This is a genomic window from Chryseobacterium arachidis (assembly GCF_900129245.1).
Taxonomy (GTDB): domain Bacteria; phylum Bacteroidota; class Bacteroidia; order Flavobacteriales; family Weeksellaceae; genus Chryseobacterium; species Chryseobacterium arachidis.
Window position 1 is genome coordinate 37,274 of sequence record NZ_FQUT01000002.1, and the last position, 19,497, is coordinate 56,770.

23 protein-coding genes are annotated in these 19,497 nt (G+C 35.6%); 7 read left to right on the forward strand and 16 right to left on the reverse strand.

Annotated elements, in window-relative coordinates:
• Positions 1–182: 182 nt before the first annotated feature.
• The 11 genes from BUA89_RS03790 to BUA89_RS03845 form a co-directional block, all read right to left on the reverse strand.
• The gene (locus BUA89_RS03790) at positions 183–695 is read right to left on the reverse strand and encodes a hypothetical protein (protein ID WP_072953317.1); all 513 of its coding nucleotides are present in this window, start codon (positions 693–695) and stop codon (positions 183–185) included.
• A 41-nt stretch (positions 696–736) separates the two neighbouring features.
• On the reverse strand, positions 737–1,276 hold the full coding sequence (locus tag BUA89_RS03795) for a hypothetical protein (RefSeq protein ID WP_072953318.1): 540 nt from the start codon (positions 1,274–1,276) through the stop codon (positions 737–739).
• Between the two features lie 96 nt (positions 1,277–1,372).
• On the reverse strand, positions 1,373–2,062 hold the full coding sequence (locus BUA89_RS03800) for a DUF1361 domain-containing protein (RefSeq protein ID WP_072953319.1): 690 nt from the start codon (positions 2,060–2,062) through the stop codon (positions 1,373–1,375).
• Positions 2,063–2,069: 7 nt separating this feature from the next.
• Positions 2,070–3,446, reverse strand: coding sequence for a DUF4153 domain-containing protein (locus BUA89_RS03805; RefSeq protein WP_072953320.1), 1,377 nt, complete (start codon positions 3,444–3,446; stop codon positions 2,070–2,072).
• 16 nt (positions 3,447–3,462) lie between these two features.
• Entirely contained in the window at positions 3,463–3,762 is a 300-nt protein-coding gene (locus tag BUA89_RS03810) for a hypothetical protein (RefSeq protein ID WP_072953321.1), read from the reverse strand.
• 6 nt (positions 3,763–3,768) lie between these two features.
• Positions 3,769–4,254 (reverse strand): Coq4 family protein, encoded by a 486-nt coding sequence (locus tag BUA89_RS03815; protein ID WP_072953322.1) that lies wholly within the window; start codon positions 4,252–4,254, stop codon positions 3,769–3,771.
• A 322-nt stretch (positions 4,255–4,576) separates the two neighbouring features.
• Positions 4,577–4,948, reverse strand: coding sequence for a hypothetical protein (locus BUA89_RS03825; RefSeq protein WP_072953324.1), 372 nt, complete (start codon positions 4,946–4,948; stop codon positions 4,577–4,579).
• A 3-nt stretch (positions 4,949–4,951) separates the two neighbouring features.
• A complete protein-coding gene (locus tag BUA89_RS03830) occupies positions 4,952–5,791 on the reverse strand; it encodes a metallophosphoesterase (RefSeq protein ID WP_072953325.1) in 840 nt (279 codons plus the stop codon).
• Positions 5,792–5,820: 29 nt separating this feature from the next.
• Positions 5,821–6,111, reverse strand: a complete 291-nt coding sequence (locus BUA89_RS03835; RefSeq protein ID WP_072953326.1) for a hypothetical protein — start codon at positions 6,109–6,111, stop codon at positions 5,821–5,823.
• 65 nt (positions 6,112–6,176) lie between these two features.
• Positions 6,177–6,467, reverse strand: coding sequence for a winged helix-turn-helix domain-containing protein (locus BUA89_RS03840; RefSeq protein ID WP_072953327.1), 291 nt, complete (start codon positions 6,465–6,467; stop codon positions 6,177–6,179).
• A gap of 57 nt (positions 6,468–6,524) precedes the next feature.
• Positions 6,525–7,142 (reverse strand): hypothetical protein, encoded by a 618-nt coding sequence (locus BUA89_RS03845; RefSeq protein ID WP_072953328.1) that lies wholly within the window; start codon positions 7,140–7,142, stop codon positions 6,525–6,527.
• Between the two features lie 126 nt (positions 7,143–7,268).
• On the opposite strand from BUA89_RS03845, the gene BUA89_RS03850 reads away from it, so the two are divergent.
• The gene (locus BUA89_RS03850) at positions 7,269–8,870 is read left to right on the forward strand and encodes a class I SAM-dependent methyltransferase (protein WP_072953329.1); all 1,602 of its coding nucleotides are present in this window, start codon (positions 7,269–7,271) and stop codon (positions 8,868–8,870) included.
• 1 nt (position 8,871) lies between these two features.
• Positions 8,872–9,414, forward strand: a complete 543-nt coding sequence (locus tag BUA89_RS03855; protein ID WP_072953330.1) for a GNAT family N-acetyltransferase — start codon at positions 8,872–8,874, stop codon at positions 9,412–9,414.
• 28 nt (positions 9,415–9,442) lie between these two features.
• On the opposite strand, the gene BUA89_RS03860 is transcribed toward BUA89_RS03855, so the two are convergent.
• Entirely contained in the window at positions 9,443–10,207 is a 765-nt protein-coding gene (locus BUA89_RS03860) for an enoyl-CoA hydratase/isomerase family protein (RefSeq protein WP_072953331.1), read from the reverse strand.
• 261 nt (positions 10,208–10,468) lie between these two features.
• On the opposite strand from BUA89_RS03860, the gene BUA89_RS03865 reads away from it, so the two are divergent.
• The 5 genes from BUA89_RS03865 (at position 10,469) to BUA89_RS03885 (ending at position 14,663) form a co-directional block, all read left to right on the forward strand.
• Positions 10,469–10,819 (forward strand): hypothetical protein, encoded by a 351-nt coding sequence (locus tag BUA89_RS03865; protein WP_072953332.1) that lies wholly within the window; start codon positions 10,469–10,471, stop codon positions 10,817–10,819.
• Positions 10,820–11,094: 275 nt separating this feature from the next.
• A complete protein-coding gene (locus BUA89_RS03870) occupies positions 11,095–11,637 on the forward strand; it encodes a phage tail protein (protein WP_072953333.1) in 543 nt (180 codons plus the stop codon).
• Positions 11,638–11,668: 31 nt separating this feature from the next.
• A complete protein-coding gene (locus BUA89_RS03875) occupies positions 11,669–12,211 on the forward strand; it encodes a phage tail protein (RefSeq protein WP_072953334.1) in 543 nt (180 codons plus the stop codon).
• A gap of 26 nt (positions 12,212–12,237) precedes the next feature.
• A complete protein-coding gene (locus BUA89_RS03880; RefSeq protein ID WP_072953335.1) occupies positions 12,238–13,065 on the forward strand; it encodes a T9SS type A sorting domain-containing protein in 828 nt (275 codons plus the stop codon).
• A 74-nt stretch (positions 13,066–13,139) separates the two neighbouring features.
• Positions 13,140–14,663 carry a phosphatidylinositol-specific phospholipase C gene (locus tag BUA89_RS03885; protein WP_072953336.1) on the forward strand — a complete coding sequence of 508 codons (1,524 nt, stop codon included), beginning with the start codon at positions 13,140–13,142 and terminating at the stop codon, positions 14,661–14,663.
• Between the two features lie 57 nt (positions 14,664–14,720).
• Here BUA89_RS03885 and BUA89_RS03890 read toward each other — a convergent pair whose 3' ends face one another.
• From BUA89_RS03890 to BUA89_RS03905, 4 genes are all read right to left on the reverse strand, one after another.
• Positions 14,721–15,407 (reverse strand): SMUG2 DNA glycosylase family protein, encoded by a 687-nt coding sequence (locus BUA89_RS03890; RefSeq protein WP_072953337.1) that lies wholly within the window; start codon positions 15,405–15,407, stop codon positions 14,721–14,723.
• A 3-nt stretch (positions 15,408–15,410) separates the two neighbouring features.
• On the reverse strand, positions 15,411–16,136 hold the full coding sequence (locus BUA89_RS03895) for a DUF4241 domain-containing protein (protein WP_072953338.1): 726 nt from the start codon (positions 16,134–16,136) through the stop codon (positions 15,411–15,413).
• A 149-nt stretch (positions 16,137–16,285) separates the two neighbouring features.
• Complete coding sequence (paaZ, locus tag BUA89_RS03900; RefSeq protein ID WP_072953339.1) at positions 16,286–18,781, reverse strand: phenylacetic acid degradation bifunctional protein PaaZ; 2,496 nt, start codon at positions 18,779–18,781, stop codon at positions 16,286–16,288.
• 15 nt (positions 18,782–18,796) lie between these two features.
• Positions 18,797–19,492, reverse strand: coding sequence for a DUF6624 domain-containing protein (locus BUA89_RS03905; RefSeq protein ID WP_072953340.1), 696 nt, complete (start codon positions 19,490–19,492; stop codon positions 18,797–18,799).
• Positions 19,493–19,497: the final 5 nt, after the last annotated feature.

A 19,497-nucleotide genomic window follows, 5' to 3' on the forward strand; every position in this document is an offset into this window, starting at 1 on the left:
TTACTTAATATTAAGAAAAAGAATAAACAAAGTTTATTTAAGTTAGAAGAATTAAGAAAGAGCTATAAAAAATTTAAACAGGCTCTAAGATTTCATAAAATAAAAATTCAGAATCATTATACAATAAAAAACGTCTTTCAAAAATTTTGGAAGACGTTTTCTTTAATAAACTTTTATAAAAATTAATTCGCAGGAACACTGCTGAAATTAAGTGCAACTCTAAGGTTCATGTCTGAACTTGTCTGATTTTTCAGCTCATAAACCGTTCTTACAGTAACTCCCGTACTTTTTACCACTTCATCCAAAAATCCCGAAGTTCCCAGATCAAGATTTAAACTGGAAGCATCAGTGGAAATATTCGTTCTCGAAGCTACCAACCTTTCTCCGGTTCCGCTGGAAGAGATATATACTTTAATGGATTTAAAAGCGCTCAGATTACCGCCCGAAGGAGAAACTACAGAGATTTTCGCATCTGAAATTCTTACGTCTTTAATCTTTGCATTGTTGTTACCTCCGAACCATGTCTGTACGTTGGATGCCGTCGCAGTGGAAGAAACCTCTTTATCGGCAGGCACTCCCGTGGAAATTAACACATTGGCTGTATAAGGAAATGTATTCTGAACCAACGACTGCACGGTGCCACAACTTACCAAAGCTACTGAAGCCACTGCCGCTGTCAAAAATATATTTTTCATAATGATAATTTTAAAGTTTTGTTTGCAGAAATTGTACCAAATTATTCCACACTTACCGTAAAACTTCCTTTTGTACTGCCGGAAGCCATATTGCTTTTCCCGACAATCAGCCAGACTTCGCCCTTTTCTTTCACATCGTAGGTAATTTCTCTGCTGAAAGGCCCGTCGTAATCACCATTGGGCAATTTAATCTGGTTAAAACGGATGTTGAAATCTTTTTCTTTTGTAGATATCTTCGCTTTAATGTTGGGTTGGTCGAAATTGGTGATTTTCAGAATAAATTCCTGGCCATCTTTTGTAAATTCTTCGCCCAAAGTAAAAGGAAGCTGCTCTGCATCAGCCGTTCTGATAATCTGCCCATCTTTTACAGTTCTCATTACCCCTGTTCTCAGTACTTCTTTGGTTTTCGGAGCGTTATTAATAATAGAATCCTTCATTTTCAAGGCTGCAGAATCTTTTTTTACAGTAGAATCCGGCTGCTCACTAACCGATATTGAATCTTTATTCTGAGTTTCCAGCGTACTCGGATCTTTCTTACAAGAAATAATGATCAATGGGATGAGTAATAAGGATTTTTTCATACTAATTATTTTTAATGATACATAAAGCCCTCTGACTTTTGAATTTATTTTGCAGCTAAAACTGTTCCATTGACAGAATTTAAGACTTAATTAATATCATGTTTTCTGATTTTCCTGTAGGATCATTTCTCTGTTTACATTCTTCATCGATTTCATCATAAAGTACATAAAGTTGAGCATAATTCCCATCAAAATAGTAACGCCCCACGTTTTGGTATATTCCATAGGATAAATAATTCTCACCAAAATATCATTAAATAAGCCAAAAGGATTGCTTAAAATATCCCAACTGTTCCATCGTAAAAATCTTCCCAGATAAACTCCAAAACTCGTCAGAAATAAAAATGAAACCGTAATATAATTGATCGTTGATCTTTTAAAATGAACAGAAAGCAATTTTTCAATATCCAATAAACTTACAAATCCGCAAAACAATCCCGTCCATGCGTAGGAAAGAATAACCACCAAATCATACCAGATCGAAATGGAATTCCTACTCTTCAGATGAAACAGATCTGTAAGAATATAAGGTGAATTCGGGAAAAATACGATCCAAACTCCGACAGCAATCGCTAAAGATAATTTGCTTTTAATGTTAAAAATCAATAAAAAACTACTGATGATAAAAGGAATCCACGCCAGAAATAAATTCCAGTTCAGGAAGAAAAATACTTTTGTCTCACTGATATAATATCTGAAAATAGACAAACTGAAACAGAATCCTGTCATTAAAATTAACAATAGAGTAACTTCAAGCCTTTGAATTTCTTTTAATTTTTGCAACATTTTAAAGCTATTTTATATTTTGATAATACAGAACTTTGGAAAGAAATTTTTCGTTTTTCTGGAATTTCACACGCTCTAAGTTTAAAATCTCGGCTTTTAATTGATTATCATTTTTTTCTTCAGCATATTTCAGCAATTGCTTTTCACTGAAATTGATGGCAGTTTTATGGTAATTTAAAGCAAAATCTTTACGTTTCATATTTTCAGAAGTAATGATTCCGCCCCAATTGATGTAGCTGCAAACGAGAATTACCCCGTAAACGTACCAAGCCATTGTGTTGAACAGGAAAGCATTTCTTTTCTTCATCTGAATTTTTATAAATGTTGTGATCAAACCTATTAATGATAAAATCAAAAAAGCATAAACGCCTAATCTTTTATAGGTAAACCCGTAATTGATAATATATTCCGTATTTTTTACCATCGCTGAGATGACCAAAACAGCATTCAGGAAAATCCAGATCTTCACAAAAATTTTCATCAAACCTGCTTTCGGATCAAAATTGAAATTGGATTTAAAATAAAACATAATGACCAAAATCGCCATCACAATAGACATAATCACGGCATTCACCCTTTCATGGGTTTCTTCGGAAAGTCTTACGGGAGTTTTTACCACTTCATAAAATTGCTCGTAATTGTAAGTAATAATGAAGAAAATCAACAAGATATTTAATGCAAAGAAAGAAATCACACCACTCATTCGTTCCGCATCCAGATCAAGAAAAGAATACGTTGACTTTTGAATAATCTCTTTTTCTTTAAAATCATTATCTAAAATGCGATTGTTTTTGTAAATGAATTTTTCAACCGCAAAATTCCAGTAATTGAAGGCAATAAAAAATCCTAAAATGGTCATTGCGAACAACTGCCAGAAATTAATATCAAGTTCGACATTGGTAAAAAGATTGGCAAAATGATCACTTCCTGCAGAATAAACCGCAAAAAAGACTGAAATTAAAATCAAAGGAATCAAGACGAAAGCCAGCGTTTTCTGCCATAACCCCGAAACATTTCTTTTCGGCAACCATTCATCAAAGCTGAAAAATCTGAATATTGCCGTAACACAATTGATAACAAAGACCGGAATCAGAAATAAAATTTTCAGTCTTCTGTTTTTCGAGCGGTAAGACAGCAACAAATACGAACTTACCACTGCCAAAAACGATGGAAAATCGCCGTACCATGCAAATGCAAAACTCGACAAAATGCTCGTCACAAAAAGGAAAAAGAAAGTTTTTGTCCTGTTTGCTTTAGGCGTTCTGTAAAGGGTAAGCAAGGAATAAATGATCCCGATAATTCCGAGATTAAGCCCCATATTCTGATCATAAAAAACGATAACGAATAGAATGGTGGTGAGAAATATATAGTGATGTGTTTTCATGTTTGTTAGTTTAAAATTATAGATTAAAATAGTTAAAGACTACACGAAAATAAATGATACTTATAGGAATGTTCAACAGAATCAGGAGTGCAGAATTTCCATGAGCTTTATGGTCTGAAATATTGGAAAGAAAGAATATCAATTCGTGAAAAAAGATGATGACATTGATGACTACAGCGATTAAGACATAATAAAATCCTGTAACAAATACCCAATCACTTTTCGTCAGTAAAAAAACGACCAGCAATAATGTTCCCAGAATAAAAGAAAAATAAAACGTCAATTTTCCTTCCGGGCTGAATTTTATATTTTTCATGATGCATTAATATAATACCGTTGTGTTTTTCTGCTGGATAAAGTCTTTCAGGTTTTCGAAATTCTGCCAGAGCAATGCTTCAAAATCCCAGTTATAAAATGACCTCATATTTTGACCTTTTTTATAAGCTTTGATATAAATTTTGTAATATTCCGGTAAAATGATGCTTCCCAAAACAATCGCTGCCAGAAGATGGGCATTCAGTTTTCCGTTGCCTAATAAGAGAAACTGCATGGCAATCTCGTCCTCGAAATTGGTTCCGCAACCGGTAATTAAATGATGAACATCGTGGTCTTCCATTTTGGGAATCATGGTAAATCCGTGTTTTTTGTAAAACTCACCCAACTTTCTGCCTAAAGAATCTTCCTGAAATTCCAGCAACTGCTTTTCTGTGAACTGCCATTGTCTTTTTTTCTTTTTGAAATATTTTCTGTATAGTTTTTGTGTTTTATCGTACACGAAAAGAAGAAATTGAACGCGTATTTTTTTCATAGTTTATAGATTAATTACACACAAGATAAATTCCGAGGAATATATAGATGATTGCGATGGGCACATTGGTAATCATTATGAGTATAGATTTGATACAAATGGAGAGCTTTGGTTTATTGAAGATTCCATAAAAAATAAGTAGCAAAACAGCCGACAAGTTAACGGCAAATCCCCATCCTACCACAAGAAGACCACCTTCCACAAAACTGTCATTTTTTGTAAAAATGTAACCGAAAAGACAGATATTCCCAAGAAGGAATGAAGTCCAGAAGAAAACTCTGCCAATGTTTATAATTGTTTTTTCATCCATAGTTTATAATTTTTAATCGATTTTAGTATAGACATGATTCAAATCCGCATTTAAAATAATTTTTGTTTTCTCAAAAAGCTGATTTGAAAAATAAGTATTACCTGATGCTGGTACTCCATTACTTATATAATGTAATTTGATTCTGGTTTCGAACCCCTTACTTACCTCAAACCGTCCTTTCCCATAAAATTTACTTTCAAAATGTCCGTCACGGAATAAAATCAAAGTATCCGGTTCGTGAGGAGCTTCAACACAGCAAGTAGGATTTTGATAATTGGTATTGGCGTATCTGCCATATAGTGTGCTCTCTTTTAAAGGAAAATCTATGGTAAAAAGTATGATCACCAATATTCCTAAAGCAAAAATTTTTAGTCCCTTTTTCATTATTTATCCTTGTGTTAAAGTAAAAACTGTAATTTCCGGGCGAACCATAAAACGAACCTGAAAAGAGTGTCCTAAAGCCCGATTGATGTAAAGCATTCTTCCATCTTTCAGATCAATTTCTCCTGCGGTATAATTGCGGTTTTCCACAGGGAGAAGAGGTATAATCACTCCCGGAATTCTACATTGTCCGCCGTGAGTATGCCCACTCAAAATCCAGCCCTGATAGCCATTCCAAATATCTTTATCGCACGCATCGGGATTATGACAAAGAATAATATTTGCTTTTGAAGGATCGTAATTTTTCATTACTTTTTGAGGAGCAAAATTCGGTGACCAAAGATCTTCGAAGCCGATGAAATTGAGGCCGTGGCTTTCTTCCTGAGCATTGTTGAGCATCGTTATTCCAAAACTTTGCAGAATATTACAGATGTTATCAGACGATTGAAGATCTTTCCAGTCTTTTCCATAATCATGGTTGCCTAAAATTCCGTAAGTTGATAAGTTTCCTAAAACGGCATGCTTCATTACTTTTTTAAGATCTTCTAGTTCCTGGAAGCTTCCGTGATTGACAAAATCTCCGGTATACACCACAAAATCCGGATCATATTTTTTGGCTTTTTGAAAAGAATCAATAATAAAATTCCAATCGAAACGGGTTCCGATGTGTAGATCTGAAATCTGCATTAATGTTTTCCCTTCCAATGCTTTCGGTAAATTTCTAATGGGAAGTTTTCTTTCCACAAACTCCAACCAGAATGGTTCTATCTGCCATGAATACAACATTGGAAAAGCCCCGACCACCGCGATCTGAAACAGCCTTTTTAAAAATGTTTTTCGGTTCATTGATATTTTAACAGCTTATTGATACTCTATTAACTTCCTGCCAAAGGGCTTCCGAAAATTCCGACAGCCAATTCGATCCACACTAAAGCTAATACAAGCAAAACGACGAAACATATCATTAATTTGGAAAGTAAAGCCTTTTTCGATCTGATAACCAGGTTGATGAAAAATGCTGTTCCAAAAAGTAAAACTGCCGCAATGATAAAATCAAAAGGCGACCAATTCCAGCCTTCTACAAAAAGGTTTCCGAAAAACGCAGTAATCATTAATAAAACCGGTACTGCGAAAATAATTGTTGTTTTTTGTTTTTCTAAAGTCATATTTTTATGTTTTTAAATTTAAAAGTACTTTGTATTTCAAAGTAAAATAATAAAAAAATATAGAGCTATTTTCCTAATAATTTTTCCAAAGCATTCAGATGTTCTGTAAAAGCCTCTCTTCCACTTTGGGTGACACGGTAAGAAGTTCTTGGTTTTTTACCCACAAATTCCTTCTTCACTTCAATATAGCCTACTTTTTCCAAAGCGTTGCTGTGACTTGCGAGATTACCGTCTGTAATTTCCAACAGGTTTTTCATTTCAGAGAAATCAACCCAGTCGTTAACCATCAGAACAGACATGATGCCCAATCTTACACGGCTTTCGAATTCTTTGTTGAGTTGATTTATTTTTATCATAATGAGGTAATAGGCTGCAGGTTATAGATTTTAGTTTTCAACCTGCAAAATTTATATTTATTTATATTTCTTGTGCATAATAAGCCCATACACAATATGCAAAGCTCCAAAACCGATCGTCCAGAAAACCAACCCCCATCCTAAAAAGAATAAGGAAATCAGTCCCAAAACAATCTGACAATATCCTAAATATTTAACATCCGTTAATGTATATCTTTCCGCACTTACCAACGCCAAACCATAAAAAATCAATGTTGCCGGAGCAATGAAAACAAAAAGATGATGATAAAGAAGTCCCAGACAAAAGAAACCTCCCGATACCAAAGGAACTGCAAAGGTAACTAAAAGTCGCTTAGTCGTTGCATCCCAAATCTTCAAACCTTTCTTTTTACTTTTATTCGCTGTAAAAATATATCCGCTAAGAATCGCAACCAATAAAATCGCAGTTCCGATCATCACAAGTTCTTTCACCAAAGACGGTCCGAAAATATTTCGGTCTCCATCAAAATAGCTAATTCCTTCTCTCTGAAAAACGAAATAAACATAAACAGCACCGATAATTGCGGCTAAACCAGCAACAACTCCGGATAATCCGCTCAAAGAAATAAATCTTGAAGATCGCTCCATCATGGAACGAATATGTGATAAGTCTTCGTGATAGTTTTTTGAATCCATAAAAAGAACTTTGAATTACAAAGTTATTATTTATTTTTAATCTGCAAAATATTTATTAAAATTTTCTAAAATATTTTTCATCCTCTTTCTAAGGAATTCTTAACTTTAGAAAACAAACACTTTGGTATGAACAAAGAATTCTCCCGATCATTAATTTTCAGACATCTGGACGGTATCGTAACCGCGCCGACCGTTGCTTCGTTGATCAAAAAAGATATCGTTTGCTATATTCTTGATCTAGATAAGGTAACTCTCTCAAAACTTACGGAAGTTTTCAAAGCGAATGAAGGTTATCTTAATGTTGCGTTACGAACATTAGCGTCACAGGGTTTTCTGGATTATTCTGTCGAGCATGAAAATGATGAAATCATCGTTTCTAAAAACCGTTTTACCCAATATCTGCAAAAATATTCTCCTCTCTATCTGAAAGCGGTTTCCTTTCAGAAAGAATACACGGATATAAAAAATAAGATCACCGAAAGTTCATTTATAGAAACATTTACACAGCTTACCGATTCATTAAAAAACAATTTCGGTATTACACTTTCCGAAGATCCTGATGAAAAAAAAGTTCAGGAACAGATTTTAAAACATATCGAAGGCTGCATTATTGGCCCTATCATCGTTTATCTGGGGATGACGGGAATGTTTCATAAATATTTTATGGAAACTTCTTTTCAGGCTGCGGAATTTCATAAAAATTATGAGAATTTTGAAATTATTCTGGATTTCCTTACTCATCTGGATTGGTTTAAAAAGTCCAAGAACAATTATAAATTTACGGAAACAGGACTTTATTTTGCCAAAAGAGCGGCTTCGTATGGTGTTACCGTTTCTTACCTCCCATTGATGAACAAAATGGATGAACTTTTATTCGGAAATGCTTCCAAAATGAGAGAAATTGCAGAAGGAGAAGACGAAATACATGTAGACCGGGCCATGAATGTTTGGGGAAGTGGCGGAGCACATTCCAATTATTTCAAAGTGGCCAATGATTTTATTATTGAGATCTTCAACCGACCTATTCATCTCCAGCCCAAAGGAGTTTTAGATATGGGCTGCGGAAACGGAGCTTTTATACAGCATATTTTTGAAACCATTGAAAGGCATACTCTCCGTGGAAAAATGCTTGAAGAATATCCTTTATTTCTGGTGGGTGCAGATTATAATCCTGCAGCCTTAAAAGTAACGAGAGCCAACCTCATCAACAATGATATTTGGGCAAAAGTAATTTGGGGCGACATCGGAAATCCTCAAAAACTGGCGGAAGATCTGAAAGAAAGTTATGACATTAATCTATCTGATCTTTTAAATATCAGAACATTTCTCGACCATAACAGAATCTGGAAAACTCCGGAAAATAAAACTCCGGAAAGAATCAGTACGTCGACAGGAGCTTTTGCTTTCAGAGGAAAAAGATTGTCTAATAATCTGGTGGAAGAAAGTCTGAAAGAACATATGGAGCTTTGGCTTCCTTATATTCAAAAAAACGGATTATTAATTATTGAGTTACATTCTCTTGATCCGAAGCTGACAAGTGAAAACTTAGGGAAAACCGCAGCCACGGCGTATGAAGCAACGCACGGTTTTTCGGATCAATATATTTTGGAAATAGATGTGTTCATAAAAATCTGTAAGGAAACAGGATTAAATATTGATAAAGAGCTCTTCCGAAAATTTCCCAATTCAGAACTCGCAACGGTTTCCATTAATTTATTAAAAAGCTGAAATGACATTTGAAACGATAGAAACAGAACGATTACTTATTCAAAAGCTAGATTCGAAAATAATGAATCAGATTTTTGAAACATATAATGAAAGTGAAATTAAAAAAATATTAGGTCTTCCCAATGAGAAAGAGTTTACCCGACAGAAAAAAATTCATCAGGAAGGCTATGAATCGTACAACCGAAAAATGCTGAATTTTCAAATTGTAGAAAAACAAAGCCATAAAATCCTTGGAAACTGCGGGTTTCATACCTGGAATCCACAACATCACCGTGCAGAAATTGGTTATGCTATGAATTCTGATGAATTTAAAAATAAAGGATTCATGAAAGAAGCTCTTGAAAAAATAATTGAATTCGGTTTTCAGGAGATGAATCTCAATCGTATTGAAGCTTTGATTGCTGAAAATAATACACCATCTAAAAAATTATTGGATTATTTCGGTTTTACAAAAGAAGGTGTCATGCGTGGACATTATTTGATCGATAAAGTTTTTGAAGACTCTGTTTTATACTCTTTATTGAAATCTGAATACAAAAAATAAAGCGTTGAAAATTTCAACGCTTTTGATTTTATTTTGCTCTTAATCTTTCCTTGATGGCTCCGATATTTTTCTTTGCAGAATCTTCCAGAATTAAGCTTGCACTCATGTGAATTCTTGCAGGCATCAATTCATTGAAATGATCTGTCCCTTCCCAAGACACTTTTTTAATTAAAGTCAAGGCATCCTCGCTTCTTGAAGATAAAGTTTGAAGGAATTTCTCTAATTTCTCATCCATTTCTGCAATACTTTCAGAAACCGAATGATAGATATTGTGTTGTTCCGCCCATTCTGCCGATCTGAAATCTGCATCGATTGCCATTGCCGAAAATTGAGACTTCCCGATTTTTCTTTCTACGTAAGGTCCAATTACGAAAGGTCCGATTCCTAAATTGATCTCCGTTAAAGCCAAAGCCGAATCTTTCGTTGCAAAACAGTAATCTGCCCCACAAGCGATTCCTACTCCACCTCCTGTTGTTTTTCCCTGAACCCTTACCACGACAATTTTACCGCAGTTTCTCATTGCATTCAGAACTTTTGCAAAACCACCGAAAAATTTTGTTGACTTTTCCAATTCCTCGATCTCCAAAAGCTCATCGAAACTGGCTCCTGCGCAGAAAGCTTTCTCGCCTTCACTTTTTACAAGAATTGCTTTTACCTCATCTTTTGCGCCTTCATCAAGAATGGTTTGTGCTAATTTTTCAAGAATAACTCCCGGAAGAGAGTTGCTTTTCGGAGTTCCGAATGTGATTTCGGCAATATTGTTTCTCAGTTCTGATATTACGAATTCGTTCATTTTTAATTTTAATTGGATTTACACAAAAATACAAAATCTGAAAGTTTTAGCGAAAATTAACTTTCAAAACCCAATTGATCTCCGCATTAGGTATAATTAACTAATTTTCAATTTAGTAACTTTTACGCTACCCAAATTTATTCACCCATCGTAGATTTGTATTGTTCATTTTAACACAGAAGCTTCAAAAAAAATGTGAACATGGCGAAATCCGAAAAGCCTTACAAAGAGTAGGAAAACTAATCCAAAAAAATTAATATCATGTCTTACCCACTAGTTAAAATCACAAATTCAACCAACTTCGTTGTATCAGGAAAAGTTTCTTATATGAGTATCTTTTGTTCTGATGATAACTATACTGTATCGCCCAACACAACATGGGAGGCTTCAAGCCGAGGTGTTTGTTTATTAACAGAGATTACCGCTACCGTAAAAACGCCAAACGGAAATATTGTAGCAACTCCTTACACTTCATCCGGGACATCTTACAGCAATTTTGCAATTCTTCAGACCGGGCCGACTTCTTTCGCCGTTACAAGAATCGTAAATATGGTTGAAGATGTAGCATTGGTTCCTGAAGACCATGCAGAGCCAACAACTCAGCAGAAATAAAATTCGTTAAATATTTCTTTTTCAGAAATTTTAATAATTAAAAAAAGCCTCTTTCGGAATATTCTGAAGGAGGTTTTAATTTTCCATTTAATTAATTTAAAGCCATTACGTAGAAATACGTAATCTTCAATTTGGTATTTTCTACTCTACTTTCAGTGTTTTTATAGTTGTTACTTTGAATTGTCAATTAACAGTGACATTTTTAAATAAAAAGCGGCGATATCCGAAAAGCCCAAAAAGAGTAGGAGAATATTAAAACTGAAAAAATTATTATCATGGAAGAAATGATCGGCGTTATTAAGTCATTTGCAGGAAATTTTGCACCTAGAGGATTTATGTTATGCAACGGAGCTTTATTAAGCATTGCTCAAAATCAGGCGTTATTTTCAATTTTAGGAACAACTTACGGTGGCGACGGTATTACAACCTTTGCTTTACCAAACCTTAATGGTCGTGCTCCAATCGGCACCGGCAATTCTACAACGGGACAATCTTATGTATTAGGAGAAGTAGGAGGAACGCCTCAGACAACATTATTATCTATGAACTTACCAAGCTTTGCCAGTCAGCTAAAGATTTCAAATACTAATGCAACCAGCGTTACACCTAATGCCAATTCATCGATTGCAATTACCGGACAACCTAACGGCAGACAGTTTGATGCAATTCCAAGCTTTGCAGATACAAATCCTACAATGCCTATCAATCCAATGTCTGTTACCTTTACAGGGCAGAATGTACCGATTAGTACAATGCCTCCTTATTTGGGAATTAATTATATCATCTGTGTAGAAGGTATATACCCTTCAAGATCTTAAAAACCATTACTAACTCTCAAAGACAAAAATCATGGAAGAACTATTAGGAACCATAAAAATGTTTGCGGGTGATTTTGCACCGAAAGGATATATGCTATGCAATGGTGCGTTATTAAGCATCAGTCAAAATACAGCACTTTTCTCATTATTAGGAAACACCTACGGTGGAGATGGAAGAACAACATTCGCGCTACCCAACCTGAACGGACGTGCCCCCTTCGGAGCAGGAACTTCCAATACAGGAAAAAGTATTGCACTTGGTGAAGCTGCAGGAAATCCACAAACTACTATTCAGCAGCAAAATCTTCCGAGCTTCAACAGCCAGCTAAGAATAGCAAACACGAACGCAACCAGCGTTACACCTACTACCTCAACATCTATTGCCATTACAGGGCAGCCAAACGGAAGACAGTTCGATGCGATACCAAGCTTTGTAGACGGAAATCCTGATACTGCCATTAATGGAACTTCTGTTGTCTTTATGGGGCAAAATATTCCGTTAAATACCATGCCTCCTTATTTGGGGATGAATTACATTATCTGTGTTCAGGGGATTTTCCCTTCAAGACCTTAAAAAGAAACAATCTAAATATTAAAAATATGAAAAGTACTACTATTTTACTGATCTGTAGTCTGATCATTTCTACTTTTTCAAATGCACAGACCAGTACAGAGTTATTTGAAACTGAGTCAGTCGGCAGTACGACTTTCACCGATAACGGAGTTATTTTCAACATCATATCGAGTGTAGCGACATACGATATTTTTAATTTTGCTGGCGGAGGATGGAGCGGAACCGCTCCAGACAACAGATTTATTGATAATACAGGAACTGCAACTTCACAATATGCAAATTCTTCATTAACAATAAAAACAACCTCCAACTTATTTAAAGTAAATAGATTTTGGGTTTATTTAACAGACAGACTTAGCAGTCTTGCTGCTCCAGGAACACTTACCGTAACAGGAAAACTTTCTGGTGTGACTAAATTTACCCAGATAAAAACTACTGGTTTCACAACTTCTTTAAGTGTTACCAACGGATTTACTCTTATTGACCTCACAAACTTAAATGGTCAGAATTATAGTAATATCGTTATTGACGAACTCGTACTAACTATAGGTGGAGACTTCCGTTATATGGTGTTTGATGCCTTCACATGGGTAAAAGACAGCAATCTTGTATTAGCCGCCAATGAAGTAAAACCATCGGTAAAGGAATCGGCTGTTTATCCTAATCCTACTACCGGACCTCTTACTATAAAGTCTGCAGATAAAGCAAAATTTGAAATCTACAGCCAGTCCGGACAATTGCTGAAAACAGTTGAAGCACAGAAAGGCGTAAATGAAACAGACATTTCAGAACTTCCCAAAGGAGTTTATATCGTAAAATCTTCTTCAGAATCTTATAAGATCATTAAAAAATAGGATTAAAAACTAACTAACCACCAAAACTGCCTGCTTTATGTAGGCAGTTTTACTAAACACCAAACATAAATATCATGGGACAAGGTGCCAGAATTTTATTAACAAACAAGACTCCTTATACGTGGAAGAAAACCTTTCACGAGTCTTATCAGATGGCTGAATGGAACTCTCATTTTCCTGAAACCATTGCACCAGGAACTTCCGTTTACATCTACACAGAATTTGAAGAAGGAGTTTTCATTACTGAAACAGACGATAACGGAACTATTGAATATACTTTTGAAGAAACCGGTGAATCGTTTAGGGTTTTGGCAGGTTACAAAGATGAGGGTAATATCAGAATATATTTCAACAATCTTCAGACACTACAAAATACCAAAGATTCTATCATTACTATCGGCAGCAAAAGGAAGCAATATTTTACTCAATACGAAGAGCTATTCGTTAACTTTACAATTGTAAAAACGGCACTCGGATATATAACCATCGCGAGAGATCAGGACAATCCAGACTGGATGAGATATATTGCTGACGACAAAAATTTAGCCCAGCTTACAATTCCGGGGACACATGATTCCTGTACTTACACCCTCCAGAACGGGCTTTTGGATCATTTATCTGCAGATGATCTTGCTGCAATAGGGGCAGGTTTAGCACTTCTTATCCCGGCTCTTTCGGTACTTTTCGGAGTAGGAGCAATCACCGCTGAAATTATCAAAAATATTACGATGTGTCAGACCATGGACATCAGTACACAGCTTTACAAAGGAATCCGCTTTTTAGATATCAGGCTAAGAAAAAAAGATGATGATCTTTACGCTTTTCATGGAGGAATCAATTTGAATTTAAAATTTAAAGATGTTCTGGATGCCACTTATGATTTCCTTAAAAAACATCCTCATGAAACAGTCATCATGTCCATCAATAAAGATGGCGAGGGAGACGATATCTCTGCTCTGGTAGAAGCTGCCATTATAAAGGACTACGATATGTGGTACGGAATCGAAAAAAATGGAGATAGCCCTTCATGGACAAAATTTGACATTCCAAATCTGAAAGATGCCAGAAAAAAAATCGTTCTCTTAAGAAGATTTGGAGATAACTCGACCCAGATGGGCATTAATGCATCAACGCTGATATGGCCGGATAATGGCACAAACCCGATTCCACCCGTTGTTAACTATAATAACCAGGATTTCTATATTCAGGACAATTATCAGCCGTATTATTTATCAGATCTTGACAGTAAATTTGATGACCATGTTTTAAAATTAATTAAGGCATCAAAATCGGATAAAAGCACTACACTTTACATCAACTTTGCAAGCGGTACAGGAGGTGTTTATCCACAGACCTTAGCGAACGGATATATGGCGAATTTCATAGGAACCAACGGAAAGCTATTTGAAAACTATGTTCCAAAAGATCAGCAATGGTCCTCTGAAACAACAGAAAAATTAGGCATCATTCCGATGGATTTCCCTGAGACTCCTTATAACGGAGCAGTGATAGGGCAATTAATCAGTCTTAACAGCTTTACAGCTCCTTCTCAAGTTTCTGTAAAAGCGGTTCCCTCACTGGAAATAGAAAAAGAATGATAATGATTCTAATGCATAAGTGTGATGAGATCCTCTGGAATTTTTTCAGGGGATTTTTTATTTTTTCAAAGCTAAAATATATTTATCGATATACAATTCCTTCTCTTTCGATTTGTATTGCTGAATGTATCTGGGATGCTCCAATACAGTCACCTTATTAAAAAGGTTAGCTTCCTGATTCAGCTTCGAAATAAAATCAGCATTTTTCCTTCCTAAAATAAATACTTCCGAAGTGTCCAGATTTAAACTGATATGTTTTTTCAAACAATCAATCATAAAATCTTTTACATCATTAAAAAGTTTTTTATCATCATAATAATTGGCATTGATCCAGCTTCCTTTTGATTTTCTGACAATTGCCAACGGAAATGGAGAATTGATGTAAATATCTTTATAAAATTCGTCAGCTCCTCCATATTGCTCAATCATATCGTACATAAAAACAGATGAAATCTCATGGGTATACGCCGATTGCATTTTGATTCCGCAAACACTTTCCAGACGTTTTGTGTCGGTGAAAGGAACACCTGTAACTCCCGCTCCATGACGACTCGGATTGATTCCTATTAAAAATTTCCTTTGGTTAGAATCATTGTAATATTTCTGATAAAACTTTTCCATGATAACGATTGTTTCAGGATTATCAAGATAAGGATTTAGAACCTGAAAATCGTCGGGAAGATTTCCATCATATTTTAAATTTCGATTGAATGCGACAACTTGGCCTGCGAAAGTTTTCTTCATATATTATTCCACATCTTCTTCGTCACCTTCTTCACTTAAAGCCAATTCAATATCAATAAACTGAATGTATAAACCGCAAATATTTTCATTAGCGTCATATGCAAAATAGACAGGATATTCTCCATCACCGAAACCACTCGCAAACATGGGAATATGATATTCCGTATTCGGAACTTTCCAATTGATCCAATCTCCTGCATCTCTTTGATTTTTTGGATTGTCCTGATAACTCTTCGCAAAAATATCCGCAAAATAATCATCATAAAGATTATCAACATCTGCTTCATCTGCAAATTTAGGAAGCACTTCCGCATCGGTAATGCAGCCCAAACCTGCATCTACTCCAAAACCAAAAAAATCGTCTTCAGTTACACCTTCCAGTTCTTCAATCCCAACTAAAGCTTCTCTGTAAATAACAGGTTTCTCTTTGGTGAATTCTACTTTTACAACCGCATATCGATCACCCCAATCTTCGGATTTCACAACTGCAATCGTCACAGGAAAATCACCTTTCGGAGCCTGAACAAAGTAAGGCGACTGATTGGCATTCAGATAAACCAACGGATCTCTCACTACCACTTTTCCCGAAGGAAGAGAAACATTTCCGATTTCCATGGTTTCCAATTGCTGCCCCATAATTTCATCTGAAGTAAAATAGGTTTCCAAATCGGTCGGACAAACCAATATATTTTTTACTTCCTCATACTTCTGCATCCAGTTTTCGTTCATTATTAAATATTTTTTGAATTGATTTTAAGTCTTGAAAATAATGAATAAAAGTATCTGAATCAAACATTCTAAATTATTTAACGAAAGATTATAAAAAAATCCCTTTCAGTGAAAACCAAAAGGGACCATAAACTTATATTTATTTTGAATTAAATCAATCCGAACTGCTCAAAATGGTGGGTAAAATGCTTTTTATGAATCAGTTCCCACATTTCCTTATTTAATTTTCCAAAGACAAAATTCATATGTTCTGCTTCCGGATTTTCTTTATAATAAATAACAAATCGCTTTAAATTATCCATGAAAGACTGTTTCGCAGCTTCAAGATTTTTGTGTCTTAAATCCAACAGTTTTTCATCTTCTTCCAGAAACGGCGCCGGGAAATCTTTCGGCATCTTTCTGTGATTGTAAAGAGAATCCTGCCACTTTTCCAACTGTTCTTCAGGAGTAAAGCATTTTTCGGCTTCCGGCTCACCTAAACTTACTAAAACAGTATGATCTAAATGTTCAATCATCTGTTGTGGAGACATTTTACCCCAACTTGGCTGAGTCGATTCTGTTAAGCCGCTTAAAGCTTTTTGAATATTTTTTAAATTTAAATCGATAAAAGGAGACTGTTTTGCCACCAACGTTAAAATAGTAGCCACACAAACGATCTCATCTCTTTGGTTCACCACTTCAACTAACCATTTCACAACTCCGGAAGGAATATTTCTACCCTTCACTCCTCTGTTGATTTTCTCTTTTGCCGTTAAATAAACAGTAATGGTATCTCCTGCATAAACAGGCTTGAAGAATGAACAGTTTTCTAATCCGTAATTTGCGATAACTGGTCCTTTTTTACCTGAAACGAACAATCCGGCCGCGGCAGAAAGGATGAAATATCCGTGAGCAACGGTTTTATCGAAGATAGTTCCCGTTAAGCTCGTTGCATCTGTATGTGCATAGAAATGATCCCATGAAACATTGGAGAAATTCACGATGTCTGCATCTGTTACTGTTCTTCCTGCTGTTTCTAAAGAATCTCCTACCTCAACTTCTTCAAAATATTTCTGGAAAGGATGTTTATCCGAGAATTTTTTCTCAGCGCCCTGCTGATAAACTTTAGTAATTGCCGTTAAAATATCCGGCGAACCTTGGATGGCTGTTTTTTGAAGGAAAAAATGAAGACCATTCAATCCCCCCATTTCCTCTCCTCCTCCTGCTCTACCCGGACCACCGTGCATCAATGTCGGAAGCGGGGAACCGTGACCTGTACTTTCTTTCGCACTGTCTCTGTTTAACACAAAAATTCTTCCGTGCTGTGAAGCCATTTTCCACGAAGTTTCTGCCACGAAATTGTTATCGTGAGAAACAATAGAACCTACCAAACTTCCTTTTCCTCTTTTTGCCAATGCCGCTGCTTCTTCCGCATCTTTGTAAGGCATCAATGTAGAAACCGGACCGAAAGCCTCAACATCGTGAGAGATATTTTTAGTAAACGGAGCGTCGTTTAAGAACAGTTTCGGACTCATAAATGCTCCATTTTCATAGTTGGCATCTACAAGCTCATGTTTTCCATCATAAACTAATTCCGTTTCAGCTTTTAATAAGTTTACCTTTCTCAATACCTCATCATACTGCTGCTTTCCAACCAAAGAACCCATTCTTGTTTCTCTGCTTAATGGGTTTCCGATTTTTGTCTGATCTAAAGCTTTAGACAACGCATTCTGAACATCTCCAATTAGATTTTCAGGAACGATAATTCTTCGGATTGCCGTACATTTTTGTCCCGCTTTCGTCGTCATTTCGTTACGAACTTCTTTGATAAACAAATCAAATTCCGGAGTTCCCGGTTTTGCATCCAATCCAAGAATTGAACAGTTCAAAGAATCTGCTTCCATATTGAAACGAACGGCATTTCCTGCAATTGACGGTAAAGATTTTAATTTTCTACCTGTCGTTGCAGAACCTGTGAATAACACCGAATCTCCATCCTGAACATAATCAAGGATATTTCCAGGTTCACCACACACCAGCTGAACAGCACCTTCCGGAAGGATTCCACTTTCGATCATATCCTGGAACACTGCATTCGTTAAATAAGAACCAAACGGAGAAGGCTTCACGATTGACGGAACACCCGCCAATAATGAGGTGGATAACTTTTCCAACATCCCCCAAACAGGAAAATTATATGCGTTGATTTGTACAGAAACTCCTTCACTTGGCGTTAAAATGTGAGTTCCCAGGAAAGTTCCGTTCGCAGAAATTTTCTGAGTATCTCCATCCACCCAAAACGGTGTGTTCGGAAGCATTCTCTTTGCCAATCCTGAATACGTAAAGAAAGTACCGAAACCGCCTTCAATATCTACCCAGGAATCAACGTGAGTTGCTCCAGTTTTATATGATAAATCGTAATATTTTTTCTTTCTTTCTAATAAGTAAAGGGCTACTTTTTTCAACATTTCTCCACGATCATAGAACGTCATAGATGAAAGGTTTTTGTAACCAACTGTTCTTCCGTAGTCAAGAGCCTGTTCAAAATTCAGACCTTCTGTATCGGAAATCGCAACCTGTTCACCGTTTACAGCATTGTACAAAGGAATTCCGTTTCCGTTTCCTTCTACCCATTCGCCGTAGATGTAATTTTTTAACTTTTCCATATAGTTTTTTACTTTTTATTTTTTATTCTGAAGCTGTAAGACTTCTTCTAAAGTATAATTTTTCAGCACAAAATCATTTCCGAAGAGATTTTTAGCATAATTTTCTATCGTTTCTGAAAATCCAGCTTCCTTTCTTAGTTTGTTAACATTATTAAAATTCTTGATAGGCCATATTAATGAAATGGTTTCCGTAACTCCATTTTTTACTGTATTAAACGAAGTTCCCTGAGTTCCGTAGATTTGTTCTTTTTCATCCTGCATAAGCTGCCTGTCAACCATCATTGCATAGAGTCTGAAAGGAATTTCTTTTTTTTCAGCCGCCTCTTTTACTATGGGTAAATATTGATTGATTTTTGCTGAATGCTGAATAACAATCCAAGTTGTTTTATTTTCCGGTTCTCCAACTAACGATTTTCCGGGATAACCGTATTTTGCTATGATTTTTTCAATTTTTGCTAAATTTTCTGCATCCTGCTTTTCCATCAGTTTCCATAAACCTACTGTTGTCTGTTCTTTCGTCAGCTGTTTTTCGTTTATGATTTGTTGTTTTCTTTCGGGGGAAATATCAGGCTGCATCAATTCACGATAAATCTGATCATCATGATCAATCTGAGCCAGTTCATTTTTAAGTTGAACATTAATTTCCTTTTTCTCAACATTCTGACCATATATTAAAACAGAAAAGAAAATGGCAAAAAATAAATATTTCATGAAGT

Coding starts and splice junctions, on each gene's coding strand:
- BUA89_RS03870 (WP_072953333.1), top strand. CDS start 11,095: ATGGAAGAAATGATCGGCGTTATTAAGTCATTTGCAGGAAATTTTGCA.
- BUA89_RS03795 (WP_072953318.1), bottom strand. CDS start 1,276: ATGAAAAAATCCTTATTACTCATCCCATTGATCATTATTTCTTGTAAG.
- BUA89_RS03840 (WP_072953327.1), bottom strand. CDS start 6,467: ATGATAAAAATAAATCAACTCAACAAAGAATTCGAAAGCCGTGTAAGA.
- BUA89_RS03905 (WP_072953340.1), bottom strand. CDS start 19,492: ATGAAATATTTATTTTTTGCCATTTTCTTTTCTGTTTTAATATATGGT.
- BUA89_RS03810 (WP_072953321.1), bottom strand. CDS start 3,762: ATGAAAAATATAAAATTCAGCCCGGAAGGAAAATTGACGTTTTATTTT.
- BUA89_RS03800 (WP_072953319.1), bottom strand. CDS start 2,062: ATGTTGCAAAAATTAAAAGAAATTCAAAGGCTTGAAGTTACTCTATTG.
- BUA89_RS03825 (WP_072953324.1), bottom strand. CDS start 4,948: ATGAAAAAGGGACTAAAAATTTTTGCTTTAGGAATATTGGTGATCATA.
- BUA89_RS03890 (WP_072953337.1), bottom strand. CDS start 15,407: ATGAAGAAAACTTTCGCAGGCCAAGTTGTCGCATTCAATCGAAATTTA.
- BUA89_RS03865 (WP_072953332.1), top strand. CDS start 10,469: ATGTCTTACCCACTAGTTAAAATCACAAATTCAACCAACTTCGTTGTA.
- BUA89_RS03805 (WP_072953320.1), bottom strand. CDS start 3,446: ATGAAAACACATCACTATATATTTCTCACCACCATTCTATTCGTTATC.
- BUA89_RS03855 (WP_072953330.1), top strand. CDS start 8,872: ATGACATTTGAAACGATAGAAACAGAACGATTACTTATTCAAAAGCTA.
- BUA89_RS03860 (WP_072953331.1), bottom strand. CDS start 10,207: ATGAACGAATTCGTAATATCAGAACTGAGAAACAATATTGCCGAAATC.
- BUA89_RS03850 (WP_072953329.1), top strand. CDS start 7,269: ATGAACAAAGAATTCTCCCGATCATTAATTTTCAGACATCTGGACGGT.
- BUA89_RS03885 (WP_072953336.1), top strand. CDS start 13,140: ATGGGACAAGGTGCCAGAATTTTATTAACAAACAAGACTCCTTATACG.
- BUA89_RS03875 (WP_072953334.1), top strand. CDS start 11,669: ATGGAAGAACTATTAGGAACCATAAAAATGTTTGCGGGTGATTTTGCA.
- BUA89_RS03880 (WP_072953335.1), top strand. CDS start 12,238: ATGAAAAGTACTACTATTTTACTGATCTGTAGTCTGATCATTTCTACT.
- BUA89_RS03845 (WP_072953328.1), bottom strand. CDS start 7,142: ATGGATTCAAAAAACTATCACGAAGACTTATCACATATTCGTTCCATG.
- BUA89_RS03835 (WP_072953326.1), bottom strand. CDS start 6,111: ATGACTTTAGAAAAACAAAAAACAACAATTATTTTCGCAGTACCGGTT.
- BUA89_RS03815 (WP_072953322.1), bottom strand. CDS start 4,254: ATGAAAAAAATACGCGTTCAATTTCTTCTTTTCGTGTACGATAAAACA.
- BUA89_RS03830 (WP_072953325.1), bottom strand. CDS start 5,791: ATGAACCGAAAAACATTTTTAAAAAGGCTGTTTCAGATCGCGGTGGTC.
- paaZ (WP_072953339.1), bottom strand. CDS start 18,781: ATGGAAAAGTTAAAAAATTACATCTACGGCGAATGGGTAGAAGGAAAC.
- BUA89_RS03790 (WP_072953317.1), bottom strand. CDS start 695: ATGAAAAATATATTTTTGACAGCGGCAGTGGCTTCAGTAGCTTTGGTA.
- BUA89_RS03895 (WP_072953338.1), bottom strand. CDS start 16,136: ATGAACGAAAACTGGATGCAGAAGTATGAGGAAGTAAAAAATATATTG.